The organism is Robertmurraya siralis (assembly GCF_005502275.1).
Classification (GTDB): Bacteria; Bacillota; Bacilli; order Bacillales; family Cytobacillaceae; genus Robertmurraya; species Robertmurraya siralis.
Genome location: NZ_SWLZ01000001.1, coordinates 154,901 through 179,234, shown reverse-complemented (window position 1 = coordinate 179,234; position 24,334 = coordinate 154,901). Strand labels below are relative to the sequence as shown.

Annotated in this window: 25 protein-coding genes and 2 pseudogenes; all 27 read right to left on the bottom strand. The window is 38.2% G+C overall.

Going from position 1 to position 24,334, the window contains the following annotated elements:
- Window positions 1-20: 20 nt before the first annotated feature.
- On the bottom strand, window positions 21-476 hold the full coding sequence (locus FCJ93_RS00850) for a GNAT family N-acetyltransferase (protein ID WP_095311007.1): 456 nt from the start codon (window positions 474-476) through the stop codon (window positions 21-23).
- Window positions 477-667: 191 nt separating this feature from the next.
- Window positions 668-1,405, bottom strand: coding sequence for a creatininase family protein (locus tag FCJ93_RS00845; protein WP_095311009.1), 738 nt, complete (start codon window positions 1,403-1,405; stop codon window positions 668-670).
- Window positions 1,406-1,409: 4 nt separating this feature from the next.
- A complete protein-coding gene (locus tag FCJ93_RS00840) occupies window positions 1,410-2,033 on the bottom strand; it encodes a bifunctional 4-hydroxy-2-oxoglutarate aldolase/2-dehydro-3-deoxy-phosphogluconate aldolase (RefSeq protein WP_095311011.1) in 624 nt (207 codons plus the stop codon).
- A 9-nt stretch (window positions 2,034-2,042) separates the two neighbouring features.
- Entirely contained in the window at window positions 2,043-2,963 is a 921-nt protein-coding gene (locus FCJ93_RS00835) for a phosphotriesterase family protein (RefSeq protein WP_095311013.1), read from the bottom strand.
- Between the two features lie 199 nt (window positions 2,964-3,162).
- Window positions 3,163-4,431 (bottom strand): PTS ascorbate transporter subunit IIC, encoded by a 1,269-nt coding sequence (locus FCJ93_RS00830; RefSeq protein ID WP_095311016.1) that lies wholly within the window; start codon window positions 4,429-4,431, stop codon window positions 3,163-3,165.
- 6 nt (window positions 4,432-4,437) lie between these two features.
- A complete protein-coding gene (locus FCJ93_RS00825; protein ID WP_095311019.1) occupies window positions 4,438-4,722 on the bottom strand; it encodes a PTS sugar transporter subunit IIB in 285 nt (94 codons plus the stop codon).
- Window positions 4,723-4,737: 15 nt separating this feature from the next.
- Complete coding sequence (locus tag FCJ93_RS00820) at window positions 4,738-5,169, bottom strand: PTS sugar transporter subunit IIA (RefSeq protein ID WP_137742745.1); 432 nt, start codon at window positions 5,167-5,169, stop codon at window positions 4,738-4,740.
- 69 nt (window positions 5,170-5,238) lie between these two features.
- Window positions 5,239-5,997: a GntR family transcriptional regulator gene (locus tag FCJ93_RS00815; RefSeq protein WP_095311025.1), complete on the bottom strand. Its 759-nt coding sequence runs from the start codon at window positions 5,995-5,997 to the stop codon at window positions 5,239-5,241.
- Window positions 5,998-6,554: 557 nt separating this feature from the next.
- Window positions 6,555-7,631, bottom strand: coding sequence for a zinc-binding dehydrogenase (locus tag FCJ93_RS00810; RefSeq protein ID WP_095311028.1), 1,077 nt, complete (start codon window positions 7,629-7,631; stop codon window positions 6,555-6,557).
- Window positions 7,632-7,836: 205 nt separating this feature from the next.
- Window positions 7,837-8,667 (bottom strand): alpha/beta fold hydrolase, encoded by an 831-nt coding sequence (locus FCJ93_RS00805; RefSeq protein WP_137742744.1) that lies wholly within the window; start codon window positions 8,665-8,667, stop codon window positions 7,837-7,839.
- Between the two features lie 18 nt (window positions 8,668-8,685).
- On the bottom strand, window positions 8,686-9,579 hold the full coding sequence (locus FCJ93_RS00800; RefSeq protein WP_095311032.1) for an ABC transporter permease: 894 nt from the start codon (window positions 9,577-9,579) through the stop codon (window positions 8,686-8,688).
- Window positions 9,580-9,596: 17 nt separating this feature from the next.
- Entirely contained in the window at window positions 9,597-10,544 is a 948-nt protein-coding gene (locus FCJ93_RS00795) for an ABC transporter permease (RefSeq protein ID WP_095311034.1), read from the bottom strand.
- A 77-nt stretch (window positions 10,545-10,621) separates the two neighbouring features.
- Window positions 10,622-12,256 carry an ABC transporter substrate-binding protein gene (locus FCJ93_RS00790; RefSeq protein ID WP_095311036.1) on the bottom strand — a complete coding sequence of 545 codons (1,635 nt, stop codon included), beginning with the start codon at window positions 12,254-12,256 and terminating at the stop codon, window positions 10,622-10,624.
- Window positions 12,257-12,281: 25 nt separating this feature from the next.
- Complete coding sequence (locus tag FCJ93_RS00785; RefSeq protein ID WP_095311038.1) at window positions 12,282-13,505, bottom strand: dipeptidase; 1,224 nt, start codon at window positions 13,503-13,505, stop codon at window positions 12,282-12,284.
- 45 nt (window positions 13,506-13,550) lie between these two features.
- Window positions 13,551-14,615: an ABC transporter ATP-binding protein gene (locus FCJ93_RS00780; protein ID WP_095311040.1), complete on the bottom strand. Its 1,065-nt coding sequence runs from the start codon at window positions 14,613-14,615 to the stop codon at window positions 13,551-13,553.
- The gene (locus FCJ93_RS00775) at window positions 14,605-15,630 is read right to left on the bottom strand and encodes an ABC transporter ATP-binding protein (RefSeq protein WP_137742743.1); all 1,026 of its coding nucleotides are present in this window, start codon (window positions 15,628-15,630) and stop codon (window positions 14,605-14,607) included. The genes FCJ93_RS00780 and FCJ93_RS00775 overlap by 11 nt, the downstream gene beginning before the upstream one ends.
- Window positions 15,631-15,648: 18 nt before the next feature.
- Window positions 15,649-16,437, bottom strand: a complete 789-nt coding sequence (locus FCJ93_RS00770) for an IclR family transcriptional regulator (protein WP_095311045.1) — start codon at window positions 16,435-16,437, stop codon at window positions 15,649-15,651.
- A 262-nt stretch (window positions 16,438-16,699) separates the two neighbouring features.
- A complete protein-coding gene (locus tag FCJ93_RS25220) occupies window positions 16,700-17,107 on the bottom strand; it encodes a benzoate/H(+) symporter BenE family transporter (RefSeq protein WP_211344074.1) in 408 nt (135 codons plus the stop codon).
- A gap of 507 nt (window positions 17,108-17,614) precedes the next feature.
- A complete protein-coding gene (locus FCJ93_RS00760) occupies window positions 17,615-17,806 on the bottom strand; it encodes a hypothetical protein (RefSeq protein WP_095311047.1) in 192 nt (63 codons plus the stop codon).
- 57 nt (window positions 17,807-17,863) lie between these two features.
- Window positions 17,864-18,454, bottom strand: coding sequence for a hypothetical protein (locus FCJ93_RS00755; protein WP_137742742.1), 591 nt, complete (start codon window positions 18,452-18,454; stop codon window positions 17,864-17,866).
- A 10-nt stretch (window positions 18,455-18,464) separates the two neighbouring features.
- Window positions 18,465-19,234, bottom strand: a pseudogene (locus FCJ93_RS26020) (aminotransferase class I/II-fold pyridoxal phosphate-dependent enzyme).
- Between the two features lie 78 nt (window positions 19,235-19,312).
- Window positions 19,313-19,507: a hypothetical protein gene (locus FCJ93_RS00745; RefSeq protein WP_095311051.1), complete on the bottom strand. Its 195-nt coding sequence runs from the start codon at window positions 19,505-19,507 to the stop codon at window positions 19,313-19,315.
- 197 nt (window positions 19,508-19,704) lie between these two features.
- Entirely contained in the window at window positions 19,705-20,700 is a 996-nt protein-coding gene (locus FCJ93_RS00740) for a hypothetical protein (protein WP_137742741.1), read from the bottom strand.
- Window positions 20,687-21,034, bottom strand: a complete 348-nt coding sequence (locus FCJ93_RS00735) for a PadR family transcriptional regulator (protein ID WP_095311054.1) — start codon at window positions 21,032-21,034, stop codon at window positions 20,687-20,689. Before FCJ93_RS00735 ends, FCJ93_RS00740 begins: the two co-directional genes overlap by 14 nt.
- 386 nt (window positions 21,035-21,420) lie before the next feature.
- Entirely contained in the window at window positions 21,421-23,322 is a 1,902-nt protein-coding gene (gene fdhF / locus FCJ93_RS25825; protein WP_408014788.1) for a formate dehydrogenase subunit alpha, read from the bottom strand.
- Between the two features lie 3 nt (window positions 23,323-23,325).
- Window positions 23,326-23,490 (bottom strand): annotated as a pseudogene (locus FCJ93_RS25820) (hypothetical protein); the annotation flags it as partial.
- An 18-nt stretch (window positions 23,491-23,508) separates the two neighbouring features.
- Window positions 23,509-24,300, bottom strand: coding sequence for a formate dehydrogenase accessory sulfurtransferase FdhD (gene fdhD / locus FCJ93_RS00725; RefSeq protein ID WP_095311058.1), 792 nt, complete (start codon window positions 24,298-24,300; stop codon window positions 23,509-23,511).
- Window positions 24,301-24,334: the final 34 nt, after the last annotated feature.

Below are 24,334 nucleotides of genomic sequence, written 5' to 3'. Positions count from 1 at the left end.
AAACATTTTCTCCCTGTTTCCTAATTTATATCTTGAGAAAGCCTTATCATATCTCGACACCAAATTCCATTCTCAAAAATAGTTTCTTCATAATGTCGAGTAAAAAAATCAAAATCAACTGCTACAATTCTGAAACCACATTTCTGATACAAAGCTAACTGTGCAATGCTTGAATTACCAGTACCTACTTCAATTGTTTTAAAGCCTTTTTCTTTCGCTTTCAATATGGCATCTTTGACAAGCAGCTTGCCTACCCCATTTCCCTGAGCATGTTCGGAAACGGCAACGTTTACCAACTCCACCGTCTCTGGTCTTGTTGGGAGCAGTACATACACACCTACTATTTCATCGTTATTCTCCGCGATATAGCATTCTCCTCGCATTAAATAATCGTTTATTATCTTTGTGGATGGATCAGCCAATCGCAGCAATTCCATCGGTGGCTCTTGCTCAACAGTTAATTTTCGAATTTTCATAAATATCTCCTCCAACTAAAAAACTCAGCTCGTATTTATTATAATTGCTTTAAAGGAAACGGGGAAATTCATTGTTCCATCATATTTAACTCAGACTCTGAGAAAACATGACAAAAAAGCTGATTTGTCTGTCTATCATCTAAGACAATCAGCTTCTTTTATTCGCATTCTCTCATTTGAAAATAATTTTTTCATTTGCTATTTTCTGATACAGAATTTACTAGCTCAACCATTTTTTCAACGAAGCTCTCCAATAATTTTTCACCCTTTGCTTTACTGGCCAATGTAGCATCACCGTAAACTCCACTTTTGCTCAGTTGCCCTAATGAAATGGAAGATTTTCCATATAAAGCAGGTTTTTCGGGATATTCCCTGACCGCTTTCGACATATTTACTAACTCCGGCTTAAGAGCAAGCATAAGGGATGTTTCTAATTCACAAGCGTGAATCATTCCATGCCATGTCTTTGATTCACAATGCTTTGCCATCATTGACTCAAGCTCCGGGTAAAATAAATAAACTACATTCATGTCTAATTCATCGGTTAATTCTCTAGTTGCATACTTCATACTAGCATTATTGGCATCATGACCATTAACAATAATTAGCGTCTTAACCCCATAACGATTGACACTGTGAGCAACATCTTTAATGATCGCTTCTACATGATGCTGTTGGAGAGAAATAGTACCGGGAATGTCACGCCAAACCCAAGAATAACCAAAGGGTAAAGCTGGTAAGAGCAGGGCTCCTGTCCTTTCACAGATTCTTTTTGATATCCCCTCTGCTAAATAAATATCAACACCTAATGGAAGATGATGTCCATGTTGTTCAGTAGCTCCGATAGGTAAAATAGCTACTGGATACTCTTCTATTGCTGCTTGTACTTCATCTCTAGTCATGTTAATAGCTTCTTTTACCTTTGACATATAATCAACTCCCTAATTCTTGGATGAGATTCGTATATTGTTGAGCTTTTTCTTCAATTTGTTGCAAATTATCCCTTGTTGCCCCCCTCGGAACTAGATCACTACCAATTGCAAATGAGGAGCATCCAGCTTCGTAGTAAGCTTTCAAATTTTTATCATCCACACCGCCAACTGCCATGATATGAACATTTGGAAAAGGGCCTCGAAGATTTTTAATATATGAAATACCTAAATCATTTGCTGGAAATAATTTGACTACATTAATATCATCTTGTACTGCTTGAAGAATTTCCCCCGGTGTGAATACGCCAGGGAAAATTTCTACATTTTTTGCCTTCGCATAACGAACCAATTCCCGCTCCCAGCCTGGAGTAATAATGTATTTCGCTCCTGCTTCAAGAACTTGATCGATCTGTTTTTGGGTGATGACTGTACCAGCTCCTAACTGAATGGTATTTTTAAATTTTGAATGGATTTTTTCAATACAGCGCAACCCTTTTGTTTCATCACTTAAAGATACTTCAACCCAAGTAATTCCATTTTTTTGCAATACTTCTACAATTGAACAAGCATCTTCTGGCTCAATACCGCGAAGTATAGCAATAATTGTTCCTTTACCAACTGACATGATTCCTCATCACCCTTCAAATTGTGCTAACCACCGTGCTGGATTTTCAACAAAAATTGTCTGGATGTCCTCTTCACTAATTCCTTCATTTCTTAATCTTGGAATATACTTTTTCAAAATATACTCAAATCCAGGTCCGCCACCATAAGCATGTAGATAGCTTTGTCTTCCCATATCTGCTGAAATCAAAAGCTGCTTGACAAATCCATTTTTTATCATATTCTTAATCAGTTCAATTCGAGTACTATCAGGGTAATACTTTATTTTACTTGCTCCATCAAATTGAACAAAAGCTCCTCTTTTTGCAAGCTGTAAATGATAATACGGATCGGCATTACGATCGCTATGCCCAACAGCAACCTTCGTTAAGTCAACTCCTTCTTCTTCTAAAATATCCAACATCTCCTCGCCCATTGTTCCAGCTTCTGTATGAAGCCAGACTGGTGCTCCTGTTTCTTTTTGCGCACGAGCAACTGCTCTAGTAACCTTTTCTTCCAGTGGATGTATTAATTGCTCCCAAGAACCTGACTTAAGAAAGCCAGCTTTTGCATCTGTTCCATCCATTCCGATCGTAATATCTCTAACAAGTTTTTGTTGTATTTCCTCAATTGAAAGTGCATTAACCCATGCTGGGAAATATATATGTTTATTAAATCCAGTAGTTGCGATGACATGAACATTCGTTTCAATAGCCATTTGTTTCATTTTTGCAGCATTTCTTCCATAATCAAGTGTCGTTGCATCTACAAGCGCCTGCCCACCTGCTCTCTTAAATCTAAATAGTTCACTAACAGATGCTTCATAATCCGTTAATTCCAAGTCCCGATCTTTCTGACTCGGAGGCGGACACGTCCATAAATGTTCATGGCTATAAGTAAATCCTAAGTCCTTTGCATCAATATCTCCTAAAACAGTTCTGATTTTTCCCATCTTAAAGTTCCTCCTTTTTGAAAGAGCAGCTATAGCAAGTCCCTTGAGCATGACAGAAAATCGTAGTATACGACGAACTAAAATGCTAGACGTTATATAAATGTTTTTAGTCTATCATTATTGTTTTCATTAATCTTCGAAACATATGAAAAGGCTGGCATTAAAGGGTATAGCTGCTCGATTCGCTCTAGTATATGCTTTATATGCCTATTCCGAATAATAAGCCGATTAAACGAATAATCACTACAACAATAATGGCATCTGGGGAAGCAAACCATAGACCTTCCACACCATAAGCATTCATATCCACTAACGGATACGCAAGGGCAACAAGAAGTGTCCATGAAACCCCTAGGAAAAATCCGGATATTATCGCACCACGTCTCCCTCCTGATGCATTACCAAATACACCAGCGGCACCGCCCATGAAAAATAATCCAATAACAGAAGGTAAAACAACAACTGGTAGCATTGTAGAAATAAAGGTTACTAGTAAGCTACCTACTAAAGCTGACAAGAAACCAAGAGTTACTGCGATTGGTGCAAAGGCGAAAAAAATTGGGACATCGAGAGCTGGCTTTGCACCTGGTACGATTTTTTCCCCTATTCCTTTAAATGCGGGAACAATTTCTCCAAGAAACATTCTTACCCCTTGAAGCAATACTAGTATCCCCGCAACGAATGTCAGTGCATTCATAATTGAAAATTGAATAATATCCTGTCCTCCTGAGATTTCAGCTAACACATTTTTATCAACAAATAATGCCGTGACCAAATAGATAACAATCATGACAATCCCCATGAGCACACTCATGTCTTTTAAAAAATCTAAAGTTTTGGGTACTTTTACATCTTCAGAAGATTTTTCCTTATTTCCCGCTAAGCCTCCTACCCATCCAGAAAGACTAATCCATGAACTGCCCCAGAAACCGAAAGCGATATCATCTTTACCCGTGATTTTACGGACAAATGGCTGCGATAACGCTGGAAATAATACCATTGAAACCCCTTGAATAATTGAACCTAAAACGATCGTCATCGTGCTTGATAACCCCATTTGGTTAAACACTATTGCCATTGTACCGGCAAATGAAAACATCATATGTCCTGTTAAGAAAATGTATTTCCATTTTGTTACTCTTGCAATTAATAAGTTGATTAAAAACGAAAATACTAGAATAAGAGCTGTCTCTTTACCTAATAAAGTTTGGACGGCAGCAACTAGAGCATTATCCTCTGCAACAATTCCTGTTAATCCGAAGGCTTCCGTAAACATCGTACTAAATGGAACTAGTGCTGAAACGATAATATTTGATCCTTGCTGTAAAATAATAAATCCAAAAATTGTCTTTAATGTTCCCTTTATTACATCAGATGTTGTTTTGCGCAAGGCTACTAATCCAACAAGTGCAATAATACCAAGAATAATAGCTGGATTGCTTAAAACGTTTACAATTATATCAAGCATATTTCCCTACCCCCTTTGATGCAGTTTTTGAATAACTGGCATTACCTTCGCTTCTATTTCATCCTTATCTAGTAAATTATTAATCGAGATTACTTCTACAGACTCATCACTAAGCTCTGCTGATATTTCACTTGAAGCAACCATAAAATCACAAACTTTTCCTTTAGCAGAACCTAAATCTACAGCTTCTCCCTGAACTTCATATCCATGGTTCTTGGCAATCGACTGAATATCCATAAGCAGCATTAGGCTCGTTCCAAATCCCATTCCACAAACTGTGACAACTTTCATAATAAACACTCCTTTTTATATAATTGATAGGATTTCTTCTTTTGAAGTCGCTGTATTCATAATTACATTTAGTTTTTCTTCATCTCTTAAAATATCTGCGAGAGCCTGTAACATTTGAATATGACTTGTACTATCAGTTCCACAAAGGGCGCAAACAAGTGTTATAGGATCATTAGTAGGGTGCCCGAATACGACTGGTTGACTTAATCTTATTAACGAAACACCCTTTTCTTTCGCACCAAGTTCTGGTCTTGCGTGTGGAAAGGCAATGTTAGGGGCCACTACAATATATGGCCCAACTTCTTTAAACCCCTTGACCATTGCGTCTACATAGCCTTGATCTGCTAATCCTTCATTTACTAATAACTGACCTGCTTTTCGTATTGAATCCTCTGCATCTTTTGCCTTTACATCCAATTCAATTAATCCTTCAGTTAATGTGAGCATGTTAACACCCCTTCTAAGTTAATCAATGGCCAAATGATACTCTTCAAAGTATCGAAGCAAATTATAAACTTAATTGATATGTTTTATTTTGTTTCTCCCATTCAGTTCAATATGATAGTGATATCGATCTCCGCGGTTCGACATTTCAACTAATTCGAATGGAGTTCCATCCTTTAAGTAAGACACCCTAGTTAAGTGGAGTAAGGCTGATTCCGGTGGAATTTGCAGTTCAACTGCTTCTAAGTCAGTAGCAACTCTTGCTTGAATTCGTTCATAAGCTTTCTCGAGTCGAATATTGTATTCTTCTTCTAAGGTTTCATACAATGATTCTCTTTGCAGACCTTTTTCTAGAAAGCCAGGAATAAACTTCCCACGCATATAATTAATCATGATCGCTATAGGTTCACCATCAGAATAGCGTGTACGCTTAAGGCAAATCACTTTCTCATTTGGGGATAGTTTTAACTCTTCTCTTATTTTTTGAGAAGGCTCCAATTCTAACAATAATGTATTATCAGTATGAATTTCTTTTCCCCTAAGTCGCATTTCTTCTGTCCAGCTCGTAATCGATCCCGCAGTCTGAACTATTTTTTTTGATTGAATAAAAGTTCCTTTTCCCTGAATTCTTTTTACTACACCTTCAGAAACTAATTCATCAATCGTTTTTCTAACAGTAGCCCTACTTACCCCGTAAAGCTTTTCGATTTCAGATTCAATCGGCAGAGAATCACCTTCGGAGAGATTTTCCTCTATATAGCGCATTAGCAAAATTTTCAATTGCTTATACAGCGGCAGCTTTGACTTTTTATCAATGAAACTTTTACTCATTTTACCATCACCCCTAAAATGAATACCTTTACATCATGATGTATTTATAATTACACCTTATATTTTTATAATACATCATAATGAATTCGATTACAAGTATCATTCTTCAAAAATTGATCATTATCTATATCACTATTCCAAACAATGAATAGATATATTATCATGATCTATTTATTACGTATTTCTTATGAAAGAGAACATGACCTTTATTAAAAGGCTTTGTTATTTGTTGATGTTGATTCTTGGCTCATTTTCTCTCTGATTTTATGAATCAGAAGACCTTTCAGTATAACTGAAAGGCGTGTGAAACTAAGGTTGCACACGAAATGAGTCAAAAATCGTTTATATTGTTTAACAAAGTTTATTTAAAAAAAGAAACCCCCCTTTTTGTTTTCAACGGTCAAATACCCATTTAACCTAAAAGAGAGATTTCTTTATATACACAAATTATATATCACAACCAATTTTTCCTACCCGTCTGTATTGAAGCCCTTATTTTGAAAGCTGTTGTCAAAAGAAGATGTTTCCTATACTATCAACAAAATTATTGAGCCCTCTTAATTCACTCTAATGACAATTTTCCCGAAGTGATTTCTGTTTTCTAATAAAGCTTCTGCTTCCGCGATTTTTTCCAATGGAAAAACAGCACTTACTTGAGGATTCAGCTTTCCTTGCCAAACTTGCTCGGTAACCTGTAAGAAATCTCCCCAATTTCCCATTGGCGCCCCTAATACTTGGCGATGCCATTGGTATATTTCACGAATGCTAATCTCAGGAAAATCACCTGCAGTTGCTCCAGATAACACTAGCTTCCCACCCATTTTTAGACTATTTAAGCTTTTAGTGAATGTAGGTTTCCCAACTGAATCGAATGCGATATCAACCCCTTCACCTCTTGTCCATTCCTTTACTTCCTTTAGCCAATCTCCATTGGAATCAAACATGGCTATGGCACCCAAATCAAGACATTTTCTTCTTTTCTCCTCACTACTTGCAATTCCAATAACTGTTGCCCCAGCGGCAACCGCTATATCTAATTGGGCAGAGCCGAGACCGCCCGATGCCCCAATTATCAGCACCGTATCAGAAGACTTTATTTGTCCAACATTGACCACTCCTCTCCAAGCTGTCGTATAGACGGCCGGAATAGCCGCTGCTGTGACTGAGGGGATATGCTCAGGAATGGGAATAATATTTTTTACAGGAACGACTACATACTCTGCTAAACCTCCCCATAAATGTTCACCAATGATTTTATAATCTGGACACATGCTCGGTTCACCAGCTCTACAAAACCGGCACTCTCCACAGCCAAAGGATGGGTTTATAAGAACGCGTTCTCCTTTTGCAAAGCTGTTCACTACATTTAATGTTGTTTGTCCAAATTCAACCACACGACCAACGATATCGACACCAGAAATATGTGGTAAAGTTAACTTCGGCACCCCTGGTCCTTTAAGCCCCTCTCGAGCAAATATATCAAGATGATTTAATGCCGTTGCTTCTACTTTAATCAAAACTTCATGTTCTCCCGGTTTTGGAGTGGGAATTTCTTCAATGTTGAGCTTCTCAGGTCCTCCATGCTCACGAATCACAGCTGCCTTCATCTTTAGAGGAATTTCAATTTCTTTCATGTAGACTCCTCCCTTTTATCACAGTTTTCCATAAAAACCTCTTTTCCCTAAACAAGCTATGATTATATGCTAAGGAAAATAGGCGCACATATTTAAGGAGGAAGAATAGAAGCTAGAGTATGGTTGGTTAGCTAAAAGCATTCTTCTCACTGCTTTCCAACGCTTACCGTTAACTCTAGCTTCTTTCTTGCTTCTTCCATCTTATTCAATTCATTTGTAGGAACTCTCGAACCAGTTTTAAATATTTCTCATTCTCCTCATTTTGCGGAGAATGCCCACTGTTTTCAAAGATTACAAGCTTTGAATTTGGAATTTTCTCAGCAATTAACTCAGAACAAACAACCGGCGTAATCCAATCGTGTCTCCCGACTGTAACAAGTGTAGGGACTGATATTTTGTGCAAATCTGGAACTAAGTTAAAGTTCGGCTTATTGTATCTAAAGGCATAGTTATGAGTTTCATAACGATAATAAATCGAATCGATTCTCTTTTTAACGGCCTCTTCATCAAATTTCACTGTATAAAGTGGTTGAATAGCGGCAAACATCTCTTTTAACTCTTCATTTGACTCTACTTTTCCATCGAAAAGACGGCGAATCCCAGCTTCTGTAATCCCAGGCAAATCGCTTTCCAGTGCTTGATCAACGGAAAGATGATCAAATTCACTATTGGCAGCAGTATCTCTTAGTAAAACATGGGTCACGCTGTCAGGGTATCTAAGGACATATTCAAGGGTAAGAAAGCCGCCATATGAACCTCCTAATATTTTGATTGGCGCGCCAACGAGCTCCTTTCTCAATGCCTCGATATCGGCAGTCCACTGTTCATGGGTAAAAGGTGGCTTTCCTTCAGAACGTCCCGAACCTCTCATATCCATAAAGATTAATCGATATTGATCACCAAGAGGTGAAAATGCTCTAATATCACTGCGACAATCCCCTAACCCAGGGGCACCATGAATAAAAAAGATTGTTTCACCATCAGGATTCCCATGAATTTCATAATATAATTGATTATCATTAATTGTTATAAACAAAATGTTTAGCTCCCCTCATTATTTCTTAACATATTTTGGATCAAGCGCATCACGCAGGCCGTCACCTAAAAAATTATAGGCAAGAACAACAATTGTTATCGCTGCTCCTGGTAATATTCCTAAAACAGGGGCAGTCCAAATATATTGCTGTGAATTTTGCAACATATTTCCCCACGTCGGGGTAGGTGGCTGAATCCCCAACCCTAAATAACTAATTGCACTTTCCGTCAAAATCGCCGCTGCAATTGTTAATGTACCTGAAACAATAATAGACGGTATGATTTGGGGAATAATGTATTTCGTTAAGATCCGAATACTTCTAGCCCCTGAAGCATTAGCCGCTTCTACAAACTCATATTCCTTCCATTTTAATGTCTCGCCGTATACAACCCTGGCAATTTCCATCCAGCCGCATAAGGCAATGACGACAACGACCATGACCGGGCTTGTACCTAGAACTGTTAATGCAACAAGGACAAAGAAAAAGTTAGGAATCGCCATCATTGCTTCCGTTATTCTCATTAAGACTGATTCAACAAATTTGCCAAAATAACCGGCACACGCTCCGACCAATGTCCCGATCAGTAAAGCAAATAACATAGCTGCCAATCCAACTAGCAATGTAACTCTTCCACCGTGAAGCATTCTTGCAAAAACATCTCTACTCAGATCATCTGTTCCAAAAGGATGCTGTAAAGACCAGCCCGCTAAAGAGCCAACCTCCTGCAACTCTTCTGGATTAATCGTCCAAAAAAATGGACCTAAAAAAACGATTAAGTGTAAGATAATGAGGAACCATAATGAAAAATAAGCGATTTTATTTTGTTTTAAACGTGCAAGGAGCGTGTCTTTTCTTTGTTTTACTTTTGTCATTGTTTTGCTTCCATAATCTTGATTTGTTGATACCTCCATTTTCTCACCCCCATTATTTATACATTTTTAACGCGTGGATCGATACGTGAATAAATAAGGTCTACAATCAAATTACAAAGCACAACAACAACTGTAATAACTACTGTAACCCCCATTACCAGTGGATAATCCCTTCCTCTTGCCGCCTCCAAAATAAGTGTCCCAATCCCTGTCCATCCAAAGATTGCTTCTGTAATAACAGCTCCGCTTAGAAGTCTTGGAATCAGAACGCCAATAATTGTAACTACTGGAATTAATGCATTCCTTAGCGCGTGTACATACAAAACGATTGATTCCTTTGCCCCTTTTGCGCGAGCAGTGCGAATATAATTTTGAGATATAACCTCCAGCATTGAAGAGCGGGTAAAGCGAACAATATTAGGTAGAACAGTAGTTGTTAAAATTAATACCGGCATAATTAAATGAGAAATCCAGCCCCAGAAATTAAAATCCGCCCCACGAGCGCCAACTCCAGAGGATGGCAGCCATCCAAGGTTAATAGAAAATAAAAGAATGAGCATGAGTCCAAGCCAAAACGCAGGAACTGATAAACCGAGGACACTAAAGAAATTAATGACATGATCCTGTGCCTTTCCTCGCTTTATGGCCGAAATAACCCCAAATAATATTCCAATCGTAATCGAGAGAATTATTGTAAATACGGTTAACTCAATCGTGTACGGAAGACGTTCTGCAATTCGTTGAACAACCGGTTCACTTGATGTAAACGAAACACCGAGGTCACCCTTAAGAGCATTCGTTATCCAATCAATATAGCGTATGTGGATGGGCTGATCTAAGCCTAACTTTTCCACCATGGCTTGCCTTTCCTCTGGAGATGCATCCATTCTCATCGTGCTTGCTGGACCACCAGGAGCTAGGTTGATTAGAAAAAAAGTGATGATCGTGACGATCAAAAGTAGAATCGCACTTTGTCCTAATCGATTTAGTAAAAATCTCAGCACTTCATCGCCCCCTGAATACTTCTTATTAGGAATAGAAGTGTGCTTTACGCACACCTCCACTCCTTCATTCGTTTATTTTATTCTTCAATGTACCACTCATGGATATAGTGAAGTGCATCTCCAAACGCTAAGTCTGGAACACCTTTAAGTTTGTCAATCCGCACTTGTGCTTCTTGTGGATACCAAAGGAAAATATACGGTAATTCCTCTGCCATTAGTTTCTGCGCTTCAATATAAATCTTTTTACGCTCTTCTACATCACTTGTTTGAGCTCCTTGATCTAATAGCTTATCTAACTCAGGATTTTGATAGTGTGGAATATTATTTCCCTTCACATTCGCTGAGTGCATATAGGCAGATAAATCAGGGTCCGCAGGATATCTCCACCAATTTAAGCTCATTTCATAATTACGATTGACAACAACATCCTGAATCATAGCGTTCCATTCCATCGCATTTAATTTGACATCAAGACCAACTTTGACAAGATATTGTTGCACCATTTGCGAAACAGCCTCTAAATCACCTTGAATCCCGATTTTAAAATCGATTGAAAACGGCTCTCCATCTTTGTCAACAATTCCGTCTCCATCTGTATCGGTCCAACCTGCTTCTGCAAGAAGCTCTTTCGCCTTTTCAGGATCATAATCATATCGTGCGACATCGTCTGTATAATACTCTTCAAGCGCTGGGGCAATTCCCGCATCAGCAATCGTTCCATATCCTTTAAGTACCGTATCAATAATATTTTGTCTGTCGATTGCATGAAGGATTGCTTGCTTCACTCGCTTATCTTGATATTTTTCTTCCTCATGATTAACAATAATCCAAAAGAATCTTGGAGTCTCTCTACCAAAGACACTTACTCCATCTGCTTGTTCAATACGCTCGATCGATGCCAAATCATCGAGAGCAAAGATGGAAAGCTCACCACTTAAAATTTGGGCTACATGTGTATTCACATCTGGTAATACCTTATATTCAATCTCATCAAGTAAACCAACATCTCCATAAAAATCATCGTTTCTCTCTAAAATTACACTTTGTCCTGAAGTATAGCTCTTCAGTTTATATGCACCTGTTCCCACTGGATTCACTTTGTTGAAGGATGTTAATTCCCAAGGGTCCTGCCCTTCAAAAATATGTTTTGGGACGATCTCCGTGTTGAAGCTTAAATAAGCAGGTAGCGCTGCAACAGGACTTTCCATAATGAACTTAACCTCATAATCATTAACAACTTGAACCTCTTTCACCTTTTGGAAATAAGATGAATTATTCGCTCCAAGCTCAGCATTCAAGACAATTTCATTAAACGTATATGCAACGTCTTCAGCTGTAAACTTTTCTCCATCATGCCATAAAACATCATCACGTAAGTAAAAAGTCCATTCTAATTCGTCATCTGATGTTTCCCATTTAGTTGCTAAATCTGGAGAAGGTGCTAAATCCTTTCCAGGTTGTGTTAATCCAGAGAATAACACTCTGTTAACAACATTCGATTCTGCATAAGCATTTGGATGCCACGGGTTAAACGTTGGATCGGCCACGATCGGGATGGAAACTTTTCCACCTTTTTTAGGATCACTTCCTGTTCCTTCTCCCTCACTTTGATCACCGCTGCTATTCGAGCTATCTCCTCCGTAGGAACATCCTGCAAGAAGGAGGAAGAATACTAAAATAACACTCATAAATCTCCATTTTTTTGTTTTCATCTCTATCTATCCTCTCTAAAGAAAATTATTTTGCCCAAGTAGCTTCCAGCACTCTCAAAATATTCGCCCCTGCTACTTTTCGAATATCCTCACGGCTGTAACCTTTTTTAACTAACCAGCGAATAATATTCGGGAAGCATTCAGCAGGATTCTCAAGCCCTTTCACATACTCGACTTTCGGATAACTGTTTGCTCCATGTGAACTTTTAATAGAAAGCTGGCCTGATAAAAGATCGTGAATTCCCACATGGTCACCGAAAAGAGTGTCAGGGCCAAATGCGACATGGTCAATCCCTACTAAGTTGGCAACATATTCAAAATGCTCCATGTAAGATTCAATGCTGTGAGTCAGGTTATTTGGCGTAATCGTTGTATGTGGTGCTGCTTCAATTGCGATTACCCCACCCTTTTCTGCACAAGCTTTTATAACATCATCTGGCTTTAGACGTTTCGTATCCCATAATGCTCTTGCACCAGCATGATTGATCGTAACTGGTTTTTCACTTGCTTCAATGGTGTCTAATGACGTCTTATCTCCAGCATGCGAAACGTCAATCGTAATTCCGAGCTGATTCATCCGTCTCACTGCTTGCTTTCCAAAAACGGTTAACCCTCCGTCGTTTGGTTCCCTTAAACCAGAACCCAATTGATTCGCCTCCGAGTAAACAACTCCCATCGTTCTAATACCAAAACCATATAAAATATCTAATCTATCAAGCTCATTTTCGATCATTGTGCAAGATTCTAACGCTCCAACAAAGGCAATTTTTCTCTCTTTTTTAGCGCGATATAAATCGGATATGCGCTCCGCTTTAATGACCATATCCTGATGAGCAATATCGCTGAAACGAATTCCAATATCGTGAATAACATCTGACCATTTCCAGCCCGCTTTCGACGTAATCATCGCTGTCCCATCCATAAAATTCTCAAAAATAACGTCCAATCCTGACTGGCTTAACGCCTCAAAGCCTGTCCAATCTCGACCATGATGTCTAAATTCATAAAATTCTTCTAGTTTTTCTGGCATTACAAATGTGTGCTCATGCATAGAAATGATATAGTCTTCCTCTAGTATTTGCTGTACCGTTTCTTCTTGAGTTTCTGATACAGGATATGTGTAAGGTTCTACACGATCGTTTTCTTTCGAAAGCTTGAACTCCTTATAGTCAATTCCTGGTTCTAAATATTGAAATGATTTATATCCATCATAGATTTTTTGATTTCCTTGTTTAATTGTCTTTGACATGTCATAAACCCCTTTACTTTTTTATAATCCGAAGATTCAATCAATTCAATTTGCAATTTTTTCTTTGTTTAATAACTCTATTGCTTCTTTTAACGATTGTCCCTTTTCTAAAGGAAAATGGCAGGCAACAAAATGTTCATCACGAATCTCCTTTAACGGTGGAGCTTCTTGCACGCAAAGCTCGGTAGCCAACGGGCATCTTGTCCTAAATCGACAACCGGATGGAGGATTGGCTGGAGATGGCACCTCCCCTTTTAAAACAATCCTTTCCTTTCTTAATTTAGGATCAGCCTCTGGAACTGTTGATAATAAAGCTGCTGTATAGGGGTGGGCAGGATGATCAAAGATATTATCTGTTTCGGACAGCTCTACCAGCTTTCCAAGATACATGACGCCAACCCGATCTGATATATGCCTGACCACATTAAGCCCATGGGCAATAAAGAGCATCGTTAAACCAAGTTCTTTTTTTAATTTCATAAGTAAATTAATGACCTGCGATTGTACAGAAACATCTAAAGCTGATACCGGTTCGTCCGCAACGACAAATTCTGGATTTAAAGCCAGTGCTCTCGCAATTCCTACCCTCTGCCTTTGCCCTCCAGAGAATTCATGGGGATAGCTATGGTATCGGCTCGGGTCTAGCCCAACAAGTTCAAGCATTTCTTTAACCTTTGCCTCTTTTTCCGGGCCACTTGCGATTCCATGAATTTCGTACATCTCACCAATAATCTGGCCAATTGTAAATCTAGGATTCAGGGAACCAAAAGGGTCCTGATAAATGATTTGAATCTCTCTCCGAAGTTTACGGAGTTCACGATTGTTTTGCTCTAATATATTCGTATCTTTATAGAATACCCTTCCCTCTGTCGGTTCCTGTAGCCGCAAAATATTTCTCCCTAAAGTAGACTTTCCACACCCTGATTCTCCGACAAGTCCCAACGTTTCTCCTTTATAAATATGAAAGGATACGTCATCTACGGCTTTGACGATTTTTCGTTTGCTATTAAACATTCCACCTCCTTTAATTGAAAAATGTTTTTTCAAGTTTTCTATTTTTAGAAGCGGTTCCTTCGTAGCAACAGATATTTCCTCTTGGCTATGATTCAATGGAAATCCCTCCTTCCTCTTCAACATCAAGCAGGCTATGTTCAAGAAGATAATCTACATGCCAGCAGGCAACCTGTCTATTTCCTCTTGTCTCCAATGCGGGAGCTTCCTGATGGCATTTTTCAGTAGCGAAAGGGCATCTTGGTGAAAATCGGCAGCCTTCTGGAATTTCATTCAGACTTGGAATGGAGCCATTGATCGATTTAAGAGGAACCCCTCTTTGCCCATCCATCTTAGGCACAGATTCTAGCAAACCTTTCGTGTAAGGATGTAAAGGCTGTTCAAATATATCAAACGTATTGGCAATTTCCATTATCTTTCCTGCGTACATAATAATGATTCGATTGGCCATTTCCGCTGCCACTCCAATATCATGAGTGATTAGCATGATTGACATCTTTTTTTCTTCCCTTAAATTTCGTAATAGCTCTAAAATTTGCGCCTCTATCGTAACATCAAGGGCCGTTGTTGGCTCATCTGCAATTAATAATTCGGGTTCGGATGCTAATGCCATCGCAATCATTACCCTTTGCCTCATTCCCCCAGACAATTCATGCGGATATTGTTTTAATCTCCCTACTGGATCTGATATTCCGACAAGGCGAACAAGCTTTTCTGCCTCTTTCCAAGCCTCTTCTTTACCAATTTTATGATGGAATAGAATCGCCTCGGAAATTTGCTTTCCTATGGTGAATACTGGATTAAGGGCCGTCAATGGTTCTTGGAAGATCATCGATATTTTTGAGCCTCTTATTTTCCTCATTTCGTCCGCTTTTTTAGTCGTTAAGCTTTCCCCTTTAAATGAAATTTCTCCATCTAAGATCTTCCCATTTTCAAATTCAACTAGTCGCATAATACTCATTGATGTAACACTTTTGCCACTTCCAGACTCTCCAACAATACAAATTGTTTCTCCTTTATTAATATCAAAGGATACACCATCGACTGCTCTGACAAATCCATTTTTTCCTTTATAACCAACAACAAGATCTTTTACTTCTAAAATCTTGTCCATGCAACTACCTCCTTCCACTTAAGATAGGGTATTCATTAAAAACTTTCTTCTCGATGGAAAAAAGGATTTTCTTAAAACAGAACTCAAAGATTGATAGTTTTCTTGTAAACTGATTAACATTCTATCTGTTTCCTCAATCGTTACTCTATATTTTGGTCCAGCAACAGAAATTGAGCCGAGAATATTCTTTTTATGATCGAATAGAGGAATGGAAATGGCGGCAACATCATTAAAGGTTTCTCCTGCAGTATAGTACCAGCCTTGGTGTTTGATTTTTTCAAGCACTTCAAAAAAGGCTTCTTTTGATTCAATGTGCTGCGCGTTATTACTTAATCCATCATCAATAATTCGATTCTGAATTTCTTCAGGCAGGTAAGCTAAAATCACTTTATGTGATGCACCAATATATAAAGGACTTCTCTTTCCCACTGACTCTGCAAACCTCACTTGCTGTTCACTCTCAACAATTTTCAAGAAAACTCCTTCTTCATTGTCTAAAATGGTAAACACAACACTTTCACCTGTTTGCAAAGCGATTTTTTTCATGATCGGCTCAATCAATTCAGCAAATTTCAGATGTTCCTCGACCACATTGCTCAGTTCAATTAACTTAATGCCAAGTTCATATTTTTGTGTATCTGGGTTATGAAATACGTACCCTTCCTCTTCTAATGTACTGAGCAAGCGATAAACAACCGTATGGTTCATATCTAAGTGCCGTGCAAGTTCTCGCAGCCCCCAGGATGGGTTTTCAGAGGTGAAAGAATTTAGTACACTCAAAGCTTTACTTACTGTTTTTGATGTCATTTCATCTCCACTTCTTTCTGGTTCTATAATAGAACCACTGTTACGAATTTTGTAATTTGTTATAATAATACCACTTTTTGAATTAATATCAATAAAATTATTAGAATTTTTTATACTTTTTCAAAAACTTTGTTCGTTTTTTTCGACATAAAGCGGTTACATTTTGAGATTTTAAAAAATCGATAAAAAAAGAGCGTTCTAAAAGAACAGCATTTAGAACACTCTCGCACAAACGAACCACCTAATAAAATGAATTTAAATATCATGAGCTTATTTTCAAACGAGCTTGTTCGACAAAATAGGCAACAAAAGTTCCGATAAGAAGTGAAATAACAGGTGCGCTTATACTCATAATGGAAATGTTTGAAAATGCGATAATGAAAGCAAATGTGGTGCTCATTTTCATCGATTCCTTTGCAAAACTTTGATATAAACAATTTCCAAACACTCCAATAAGAGAGAAACCAACAACTATTGCAATAAACTCCTGCGGTAATACTTGAATCACAGGAATCAGTTTCCAAGAAAACAGACCGAATATAAGGATAAGTATTCCCGTGACTACTGCCCCCATATATCTTTTTTCTTTTGGACCAGCTTCCTCCCCTGCGCAGATAACTGTCGCCATTCCAGCCGCATTTGCTGATTGGCCGCCAAAAAAACTAGTCAAGAAAAAACCCCACTTAATGAGACAAGTTTATTAATCGGAGTTTGATAGTTTTTTTGTCGTAATCCACCAATTGCAACTACAGCATCGTTGCTTAATATAAGAAGGGCAGAAGACCTTTCAGTTATACTGAAAGGCATGTGAAACCAAAGTTTCACATGAATGAACCCAAAATCATTTTAACAACCATTCTATTTAACAAAACCAAAGGATAAAATAAAAGCAATATGACAAAACCAACCACAATCGACGCAATTACAGGCGGAATTCTTAATTTCCATTTACTAAAAGCAAAGAATGCGATTATTGATATACTTCCCACAAGCCATAATTGATTTACAGAAACAATGAAAAATTCACCATATATTTCATAATCATTCCTGCCAGCATAGCTGAAATGATTTCTTTAGGAATCAATTGTATAAATTTAGAAATTTTGTGGGTTTAGATCATTGATAGGAAACTACGATTCCGAAAGTGTATCGTTCACATCTATTAATCTCCTTTTCATCATTGCCAGTTTGGTGATTTAGATAACTCTACTAAAGCCATCATCACATTGAGCATAAAGATAGCCAGAACAATAGGCACAGCAAGTAAGACATTTCTTCCTAATTTCATTCTTATAACAGCGGCATAATACCCACAAAAAAATAAAACAATGCCCGAAACAAGCAGCATAATCAATAAAATGATAAACATCGGCTCACTCCTATACTTATGAATCATCGTAATCTATTTCGCTCTCAATTTTGCCATTTAGTCCTCCCAATAAAAAATAGCATCCATAATGATATAATCTCCCGGTTCCTTGTATATGGTTGGAATTTTTGCTTGAAATGGCAATGGTGCGCTAATCTGTTCAAAATCAAGAAGAGCGTACTCATACTCTTCTAATGCTAGTTTTAATTGTCTTCCAAGTTCATGAAATTCTTCTCTTAAATACAATTGATTTGAAGCACTAATGATCGACCCGTATCCACCGCTTAATATTTCATTTGATTCGATCCGTATCGTTTTTGAACGATCATCTTCTCCCATGATCGCAACAGGCGCTAACCGACAGATATCAATGATAATTCCTTCTGTCTTTTCCTTTCGAATTCCGTATTTTTCACTCTCGACTGTTACATTTTTTTTCGTATAGCAAAAGAATTCAACAAAGGAAGCGTATCCACTTCCAAAATGATTCCACTCTGCTTCACAGATGATATGAGGAATTCGATTAATTCGATGGAATAACCTCCTTATATGCGCTTCAATTTCTTGCTCGTTGCCAGTATAATAAGGAAATTTATCCCCAATCGCTTTCCCTGCAATTAAATCTTGCAATTGCTCATTCGTAAACATTTGATTATGCTCACCTCCATTTTAATTTCCCTATTACTTTCACTTTTAAAGATGTAAGAGCTTCTGCAAATCTCCTAACACCTTCCCTAATCTCCTCTTCCCTCGCTCTCGCATATGTAAAGCGGACATAACCATTTCCCGATCCCATTACAGAACCTGGGACATAAATGACTCCTCTTTAAATGGCATTCTCTAGTAATTTCATTTCGTCTACATCTTTTTTCACTTTGCACCATAAATGTATTCCACCATGAGGGACAGTAAATTCCACTTTATCATGTAAATAATTGTTCAAGCTCGTGACCAACTGCTCACAGCGACTTTCTAACTTTTTCTGCAATTCATGTATATGAGTTTGAAAATACCCATAATCCAAAAACTCATTAGCTAGCCATTGCATAATTCTCCACTTGCTAAATTAATTAAATTCTTCTCTTCCATTTCTCTGCGCAATCTTTGCGTAACCGGTAAATTTGGCAAAAAAGGACCCGATTCAATATAACGATGCCACCTTGGAACACGCTTTTTCGTAATGCCCCAAATATCCTTGCTAATCATCGTACCGCTTCCTTGAATTCTTTGAATTAAGCCAACTGCTTGAAGTTCATCATAAGCAACGACAACTGTACTCCTGTTTACCTTCAGCTCCTTTGCTAAAGCTCTTTCTGAAGGAAGCGGTTTTTCTGGTGGAAAAGCCCCATTCGCAATATTATTTTCAACATATTCAGCTATTTGTTTATATAGTGGCTTCTTCGATGCTCGATTTGGTTCCCAAGCCATTTGGCACCATTCCTTTGCAAAAACGTTGATACCGCAATCCCCAGTTAGCAATTATGAATAGATAGATATCCATGCCATTTAGTGAGAGATACTAATATATAGTCCTAAAGCGACTAACGAAAGAAGGATGACAACAGCATAAATAATGGTTAAATTCTTTGTATTCTTTTTTGTAGAGCCACGATAATCTTCATCGCTTCTTCTCGTTAGCCATAACGTTCCCAATAAAGCGGCAATCAAGATCAGCAACACGATGGCAATTAGCATATTCATAGTTAACCCCCATTATTGAACAGAGTTTTTTTTCAGCTCAATGATTCATTCAAATATTCAGTATAAATTAGAAAAAGCCTTTTTTCACCATCCATTTACCATTATTTTTCACCTCCACTTTGAAGCCGATAATTGTATTTAATCAAAAAGTTAAAAACACCTCTACAAATATAGAAGTGTCTAACCCCCTCGTCAAATCAACCAATCTTCGCTTTCCGAAAACCATCGAAAATGCTCATTGCCGAAGATATAAGTAATATGAAAATCCCCCCACCAATAATTAAAGACATAAATTGAGTGGAAGTTATTGAAAATAACTCCGTCATATAGTCAATAAATTCTAAGGTTAGTAAATTTGGCGTTACAATTATAATGATAAATGCAACGGCCCCAACAAGTTCTTGTACTGTATTGAATATCGCCACTCTCTTTGTCCATTGCCCCTTAATTAATTTGTAAAGGACAAAAGTTAATTCAAGACCAATCACGATTATAATCAGTGGCCAATATCGCAACAAAATCTCTTGATTAAACATTGGAGCAACTAGTTTTAGACCTTCTAAACTACCAGTATAAACACCTAATAAACGTTCCGCATAGAAATAAAGTGTTGCCCATATACCAATCCACAGTAAGCTGCCAAATATCTCAATTCTTGAAATTGTTTTTTTCTTAGGAATGTACGGAATATCCTTCAAATCTTCCGGCTTCCATTTTTTAAATGTTGCAGTTAATGGCTGCCCATTATTTCCTTTATCTGTTCTCTCTAAAATAACAAATACAAGAGTGATCCAAAATAAGAATTGAATTCCCACCTCGAATATAGTCAATATCCCTTTGCTTAATAGGCTCACCATTACTTTTATGAGCGATTCTTCACTGTATCCAGTCGTATATTCCGCAAAAATGGAAATAAACGATACGATTAAAGCAATTGGGAATATCATTTTTAATAGACTGACATACACATCAAAGTAACGAGGACCGATCAAATACATTGGTTTATCACGATATCCATACGCTAATGCTACCGGACTCCCTAGCTTTTCTAATACTGAGTTAACATCTTCATCACTATACTCATCAGGTAGCATATCCCCTATCGTGGAAGATAGCTCAAGGGCGATATCCTCACGATTTTTTTCGGGTAAGCGCCGAGTTACTTCCTGAATATATATTTTAATTAAATCCATCCTTCTCTCCCCCTTCCAATAAACTGTAGAGTTCTTTTGCGTTTTTCATCCATTCTTCTTTTAACTTTAAAAATATTTCTGCTCCATATGCGCTTAAAACATAATATTTCCGAGGTCTACTTTCTGATGTATCCCAGCTACTTGTCACCAATTCCTGCTTTTCTAGGCGTCGAAGTAAAGGATATAAAGTGCTTTGATCGATAATAATTCCTGAACCTTCTAATAACTGAACAAGCGAATACCCATACTGGGGTGTTCGCAATTGGCTTAAAACAGCCAAAGTCAAAGTTCCTCGCCTAAGTTCAGTTGTTAACGAATTTAATAACTGACTCACCTGTTCACCTCATCTTTAAAATACTATATAACGTACAGTATTTTTTATATACTATGTATCATACAGTATTGTTGCAACAAAATCAATTGCTCATGTTGATTTACTATGAATTAACCAAAAAATGGGTAGAATGTTGGAATGAGAACAGTTTAAAGCATCACTTGAATATCTTGTGATGCCTCATTTAAATTTTTCCACAACTATACTCACACTTCCAGTCATTTAAAGCAAAAAAGCTGAAATCCTCTATCATCAAGAATCTCAGCCTCTCTACCATATTCGTTTTTCACTTCGCTACAAGCAAATAGACATAAAATGGCTGGATGCTTTGCAAGCGCACATTCTTTTTCTCTGTAATTCAATCTTTTTCTGATCTTAACTTATCATTACGATAAAGAATTCTCATCCTCAACTTTTTCAATTTTGACCGCACAAGCTTTAAATTCTGCTGTTCCAGCTAGTGGATCGGTTGCGTGATTCGTAAGAAGATTCGTATTAGCCTGATCGGGAAAATGAAACGACATAAATACTAATCCCCTTGGTTGTTTTTTGCTGATTCTGATTTTGGTAACGACGCTTCCTCTACGCGAGGTGACTCGGACTGCTTCTCCATCATGAAATCCGAACAATGCTGCATCATCCGGATGAATTTCCAATGCTTCCTCAGCATTCTTCGCCTTTTTATAATAGCGGGTTTGTACGCCTGTATTATAAAATTGTAGCCTCCGTCCTGTCGTCAATGTCAATGGATATTCTTGATCAGGAACCTCTGCTGGAGGCTGATAATGGCTTGGTACAAACCTGGCCTTCATTCCTACTTGATCAGACCAAAGGCGGCTATGAAGGTAGGGCGTGCCCGGATGACTTTCATCATAACATGGCCATTGCAGTCCACCCTCTTTGTCGATTCGCTTATACGTAATTCCGGCAAAATTAGGTGCGAGTATTCGAATTTCCTCCCATATTTCTTCGGCAGATTGATAGCTCCAGCTTGCTCCCATTTTATTGGCAATATCCTGAACAATGACATGGTCATGGCGCGCTAAACCTGGACCTTTTAAAGCAGGGCGTACTCGCTGAATGCGACGTTCAGAATTAGTGATTGTGCCATCATTTTCAGCCCAACCTGTAGCCGGAAGAACGATATCAGCAAGCATGGCTGTTTTCGTCATCAAAATGTCTTGAACAACTAGAAATTCAAGATTATTGAACACCCTTTGTACATAGTTTCCATCAGCATCGGATTGGACGGGATTTTCTCCGATAACATATAGCGCCTTAATTTCCTTCTTTTCCATTGCATCCAACATTAAAGTTTGATGCTTGCCTATTTTTTCCGGAACCGGATTTCCCCATACTCGCTGATGCCATTCTCTTCCTTGAGGGTCATCGTAATTCCAGCCGCCAACAAGGCGATTTGGCAATGCTCCCATATCTCCCCCGCCCTGAACATTATTTTGACCTCGAAGGGGATTTAAAGCAGAACCATATTTGCCAATATGCCCCGTCAATAATGCTAGATTAATTAACGAAAATACATTCTCTGTTCCATTATGATGTTCCGTAATTCCCAATGTCCAACAGATTGTTGCTTTCTCCGCGGTTGCATATAAACGAGCAATTTCTCGAATGTCATCTGCAGGCACTCCTGTAATTTTTTCAGCATATTCTGGTGTGTATTGTTTCACCGCATCTTTATACAACTCAAACTCCTTCGTAGCATGTTGAATGAATTTAAGATTGACTAACCCTTCGTCAATTATGACATTACCCATTGCATTCGCTAGAGCTATATCTGTTCCAACACGTACTGGCAAATACTTGTGAGCAAGCTTTGTTTGATCAATTTTACGCGGATCAATCACAACCATTTTGGCACCATTCTTAATTCCTCGGCGCATGTGATTAAAAATAATCGGGTGACATTCCTGGGTATTGCTTCCCCAAACAAGGATCACATCCGTATTTTCCAATTCATCATAGGAGCCCGTCGCTGCACCTGTACCAAACACCGTCACCAGACCGGTGACACTTGGGGCGTGTCATGTTCGGTTACAGCTATCAATATTGTTTGTTCCGATGACCGTACGCATAAATTTTCCAGCTAAATAGTTTAATTCATTGGTTGATCGCGAAGAACTGAAACAGCCGAAAGCATCTGGTCCATACTGTGCCTTTAAAGCAGAAAATTTCTCAGCTATTAAGGTTAGTGCTTCATCCCAGCTTGCAGGTGTAAGCTTGCCATTTTTCCGTATTAATGGTTCAGTTAACCTTCTCTCACTGTTGATATATCCCCAACCAAGAGCGCCCTTGACACAGGTTTCCCCATGGCTTGATGGATTTTCTTTATGACCCTTAACCTTGCTGATCTTTTCATTCGCGACTTCCACTGTCAGGCCGCAGCCTGTTCCACAAAAACTGCATATCGTTTCCACCTGTTTTGTTTGCACATCCATAACGAAACACCCCTTTTTTCAGTCAATGATTCTGTCACTTCGTGTATAAACATTTAACGATCTGCTTCGAATAAACCCCACTGTTGTAATTCCCAACTCTTCAGCGAGTTCAAGGGCAAGTTCAGTTGGAGCCGATTTAGACAAAACAATTTCACAACCAATTTTCGCTACTTTTGCTAGTATTTCAGACGATATTCGTCCGCTAAAAGCCAACACTTTATCCTTTAATGAAATATGGTTTCGTAAACAATAACCATATATCTTATCCAATGCATTATGCCTTCCGATATCAAGCCGCAAAAGAAGCAGCTGCTCTTTACTGCATAATGCGGCATTATGAACACCACCAGTCTCCGTAAATGTCTTCGAACCCTTGCCCATTTCTTCCATTATTCGAAAACAATCCTCATATGATAACTTTACGTTCACATCTTGAAATGAGTGCGACATTCTAGCATCATTAAAAAAAACAAAACTTTGCCTACTTTTGCCACAGCAAGAGGTTATATAGCGTTTGGAATGAAATTTCTCGTAAAAATGATTGATATAGTTTGTCTTGACATGAGCAAATCCTTCCTTTTCTTGAATCCATATATCATCAATATCTTCAAAACCTCTAATGACCCCTTCTGAGGCTAAAAAACCAATAACCATGTCTTCAACATATTCCGGTGTACAAACAAGTGTCGCAAACTCACTTTGATTCAATTTGATTGTAATAGGATGTTCAGTAACAATGGTATCTTCTATTTCTTCAATGCTTCCTTGCGTATAACGGGTGATGGTTCTTTTCGTTATGCTCTTCTTCACCTATTCATGCTCCCTCCCCGTATACCACTTCATA

Coding starts and splice junctions, on each gene's coding strand:
- FCJ93_RS00740 (WP_137742741.1), bottom strand. CDS start 20,700: ATGGATTTAATTAAAATATATATTCAGGAAGTAACTCGGCGCTTACCC.
- FCJ93_RS00770 (WP_095311045.1), bottom strand. CDS start 16,437: ATGACATCAAAAACAGTAAGTAAAGCTTTGAGTGTACTAAATTCTTTC.
- FCJ93_RS00790 (WP_095311036.1), bottom strand. CDS start 12,256: ATGAAAACAAAAAAATGGAGATTTATGAGTGTTATTTTAGTATTCTTC.
- FCJ93_RS00820 (WP_137742745.1), bottom strand. CDS start 5,169: ATGCTCACATTAACTGAAGGATTAATTGAATTGGATGTAAAGGCAAAA.
- FCJ93_RS00810 (WP_095311028.1), bottom strand. CDS start 7,631: ATGAAAGAAATTGAAATTCCTCTAAAGATGAAGGCAGCTGTGATTCGT.
- FCJ93_RS00745 (WP_095311051.1), bottom strand. CDS start 19,507: ATGAATATGCTAATTGCCATCGTGTTGCTGATCTTGATTGCCGCTTTA.
- FCJ93_RS00760 (WP_095311047.1), bottom strand. CDS start 17,806: ATGTTTATCATTTTATTGATTATGCTGCTTGTTTCGGGCATTGTTTTA.
- FCJ93_RS00835 (WP_095311013.1), bottom strand. CDS start 2,963: ATGGGAAAAATCAGAACTGTTTTAGGAGATATTGATGCAAAGGACTTA.
- FCJ93_RS00755 (WP_137742742.1), bottom strand. CDS start 18,454: ATGTTTACGAATGAGCAATTGCAAGATTTAATTGCAGGGAAAGCGATT.
- FCJ93_RS00840 (WP_095311011.1), bottom strand. CDS start 2,033: ATGTCAGTTGGTAAAGGAACAATTATTGCTATACTTCGCGGTATTGAG.
- FCJ93_RS00825 (WP_095311019.1), bottom strand. CDS start 4,722: ATGAAAGTTGTCACAGTTTGTGGAATGGGATTTGGAACGAGCCTAATG.
- FCJ93_RS00830 (WP_095311016.1), bottom strand. CDS start 4,431: ATGCTTGATATAATTGTAAACGTTTTAAGCAATCCAGCTATTATTCTT.
- FCJ93_RS00800 (WP_095311032.1), bottom strand. CDS start 9,579: ATGGAGGTATCAACAAATCAAGATTATGGAAGCAAAACAATGACAAAA.
- FCJ93_RS00815 (WP_095311025.1), bottom strand. CDS start 5,997: ATGAGTAAAAGTTTCATTGATAAAAAGTCAAAGCTGCCGCTGTATAAG.
- FCJ93_RS00845 (WP_095311009.1), bottom strand. CDS start 1,405: ATGTCAAAGGTAAAAGAAGCTATTAACATGACTAGAGATGAAGTACAA.
- FCJ93_RS00785 (WP_095311038.1), bottom strand. CDS start 13,505: ATGTCAAAGACAATTAAACAAGGAAATCAAAAAATCTATGATGGATAT.
- FCJ93_RS00850 (WP_095311007.1), bottom strand. CDS start 476: ATGAAAATTCGAAAATTAACTGTTGAGCAAGAGCCACCGATGGAATTG.
- FCJ93_RS00775 (WP_137742743.1), bottom strand. CDS start 15,630: ATGGACAAGATTTTAGAAGTAAAAGATCTTGTTGTTGGTTATAAAGGA.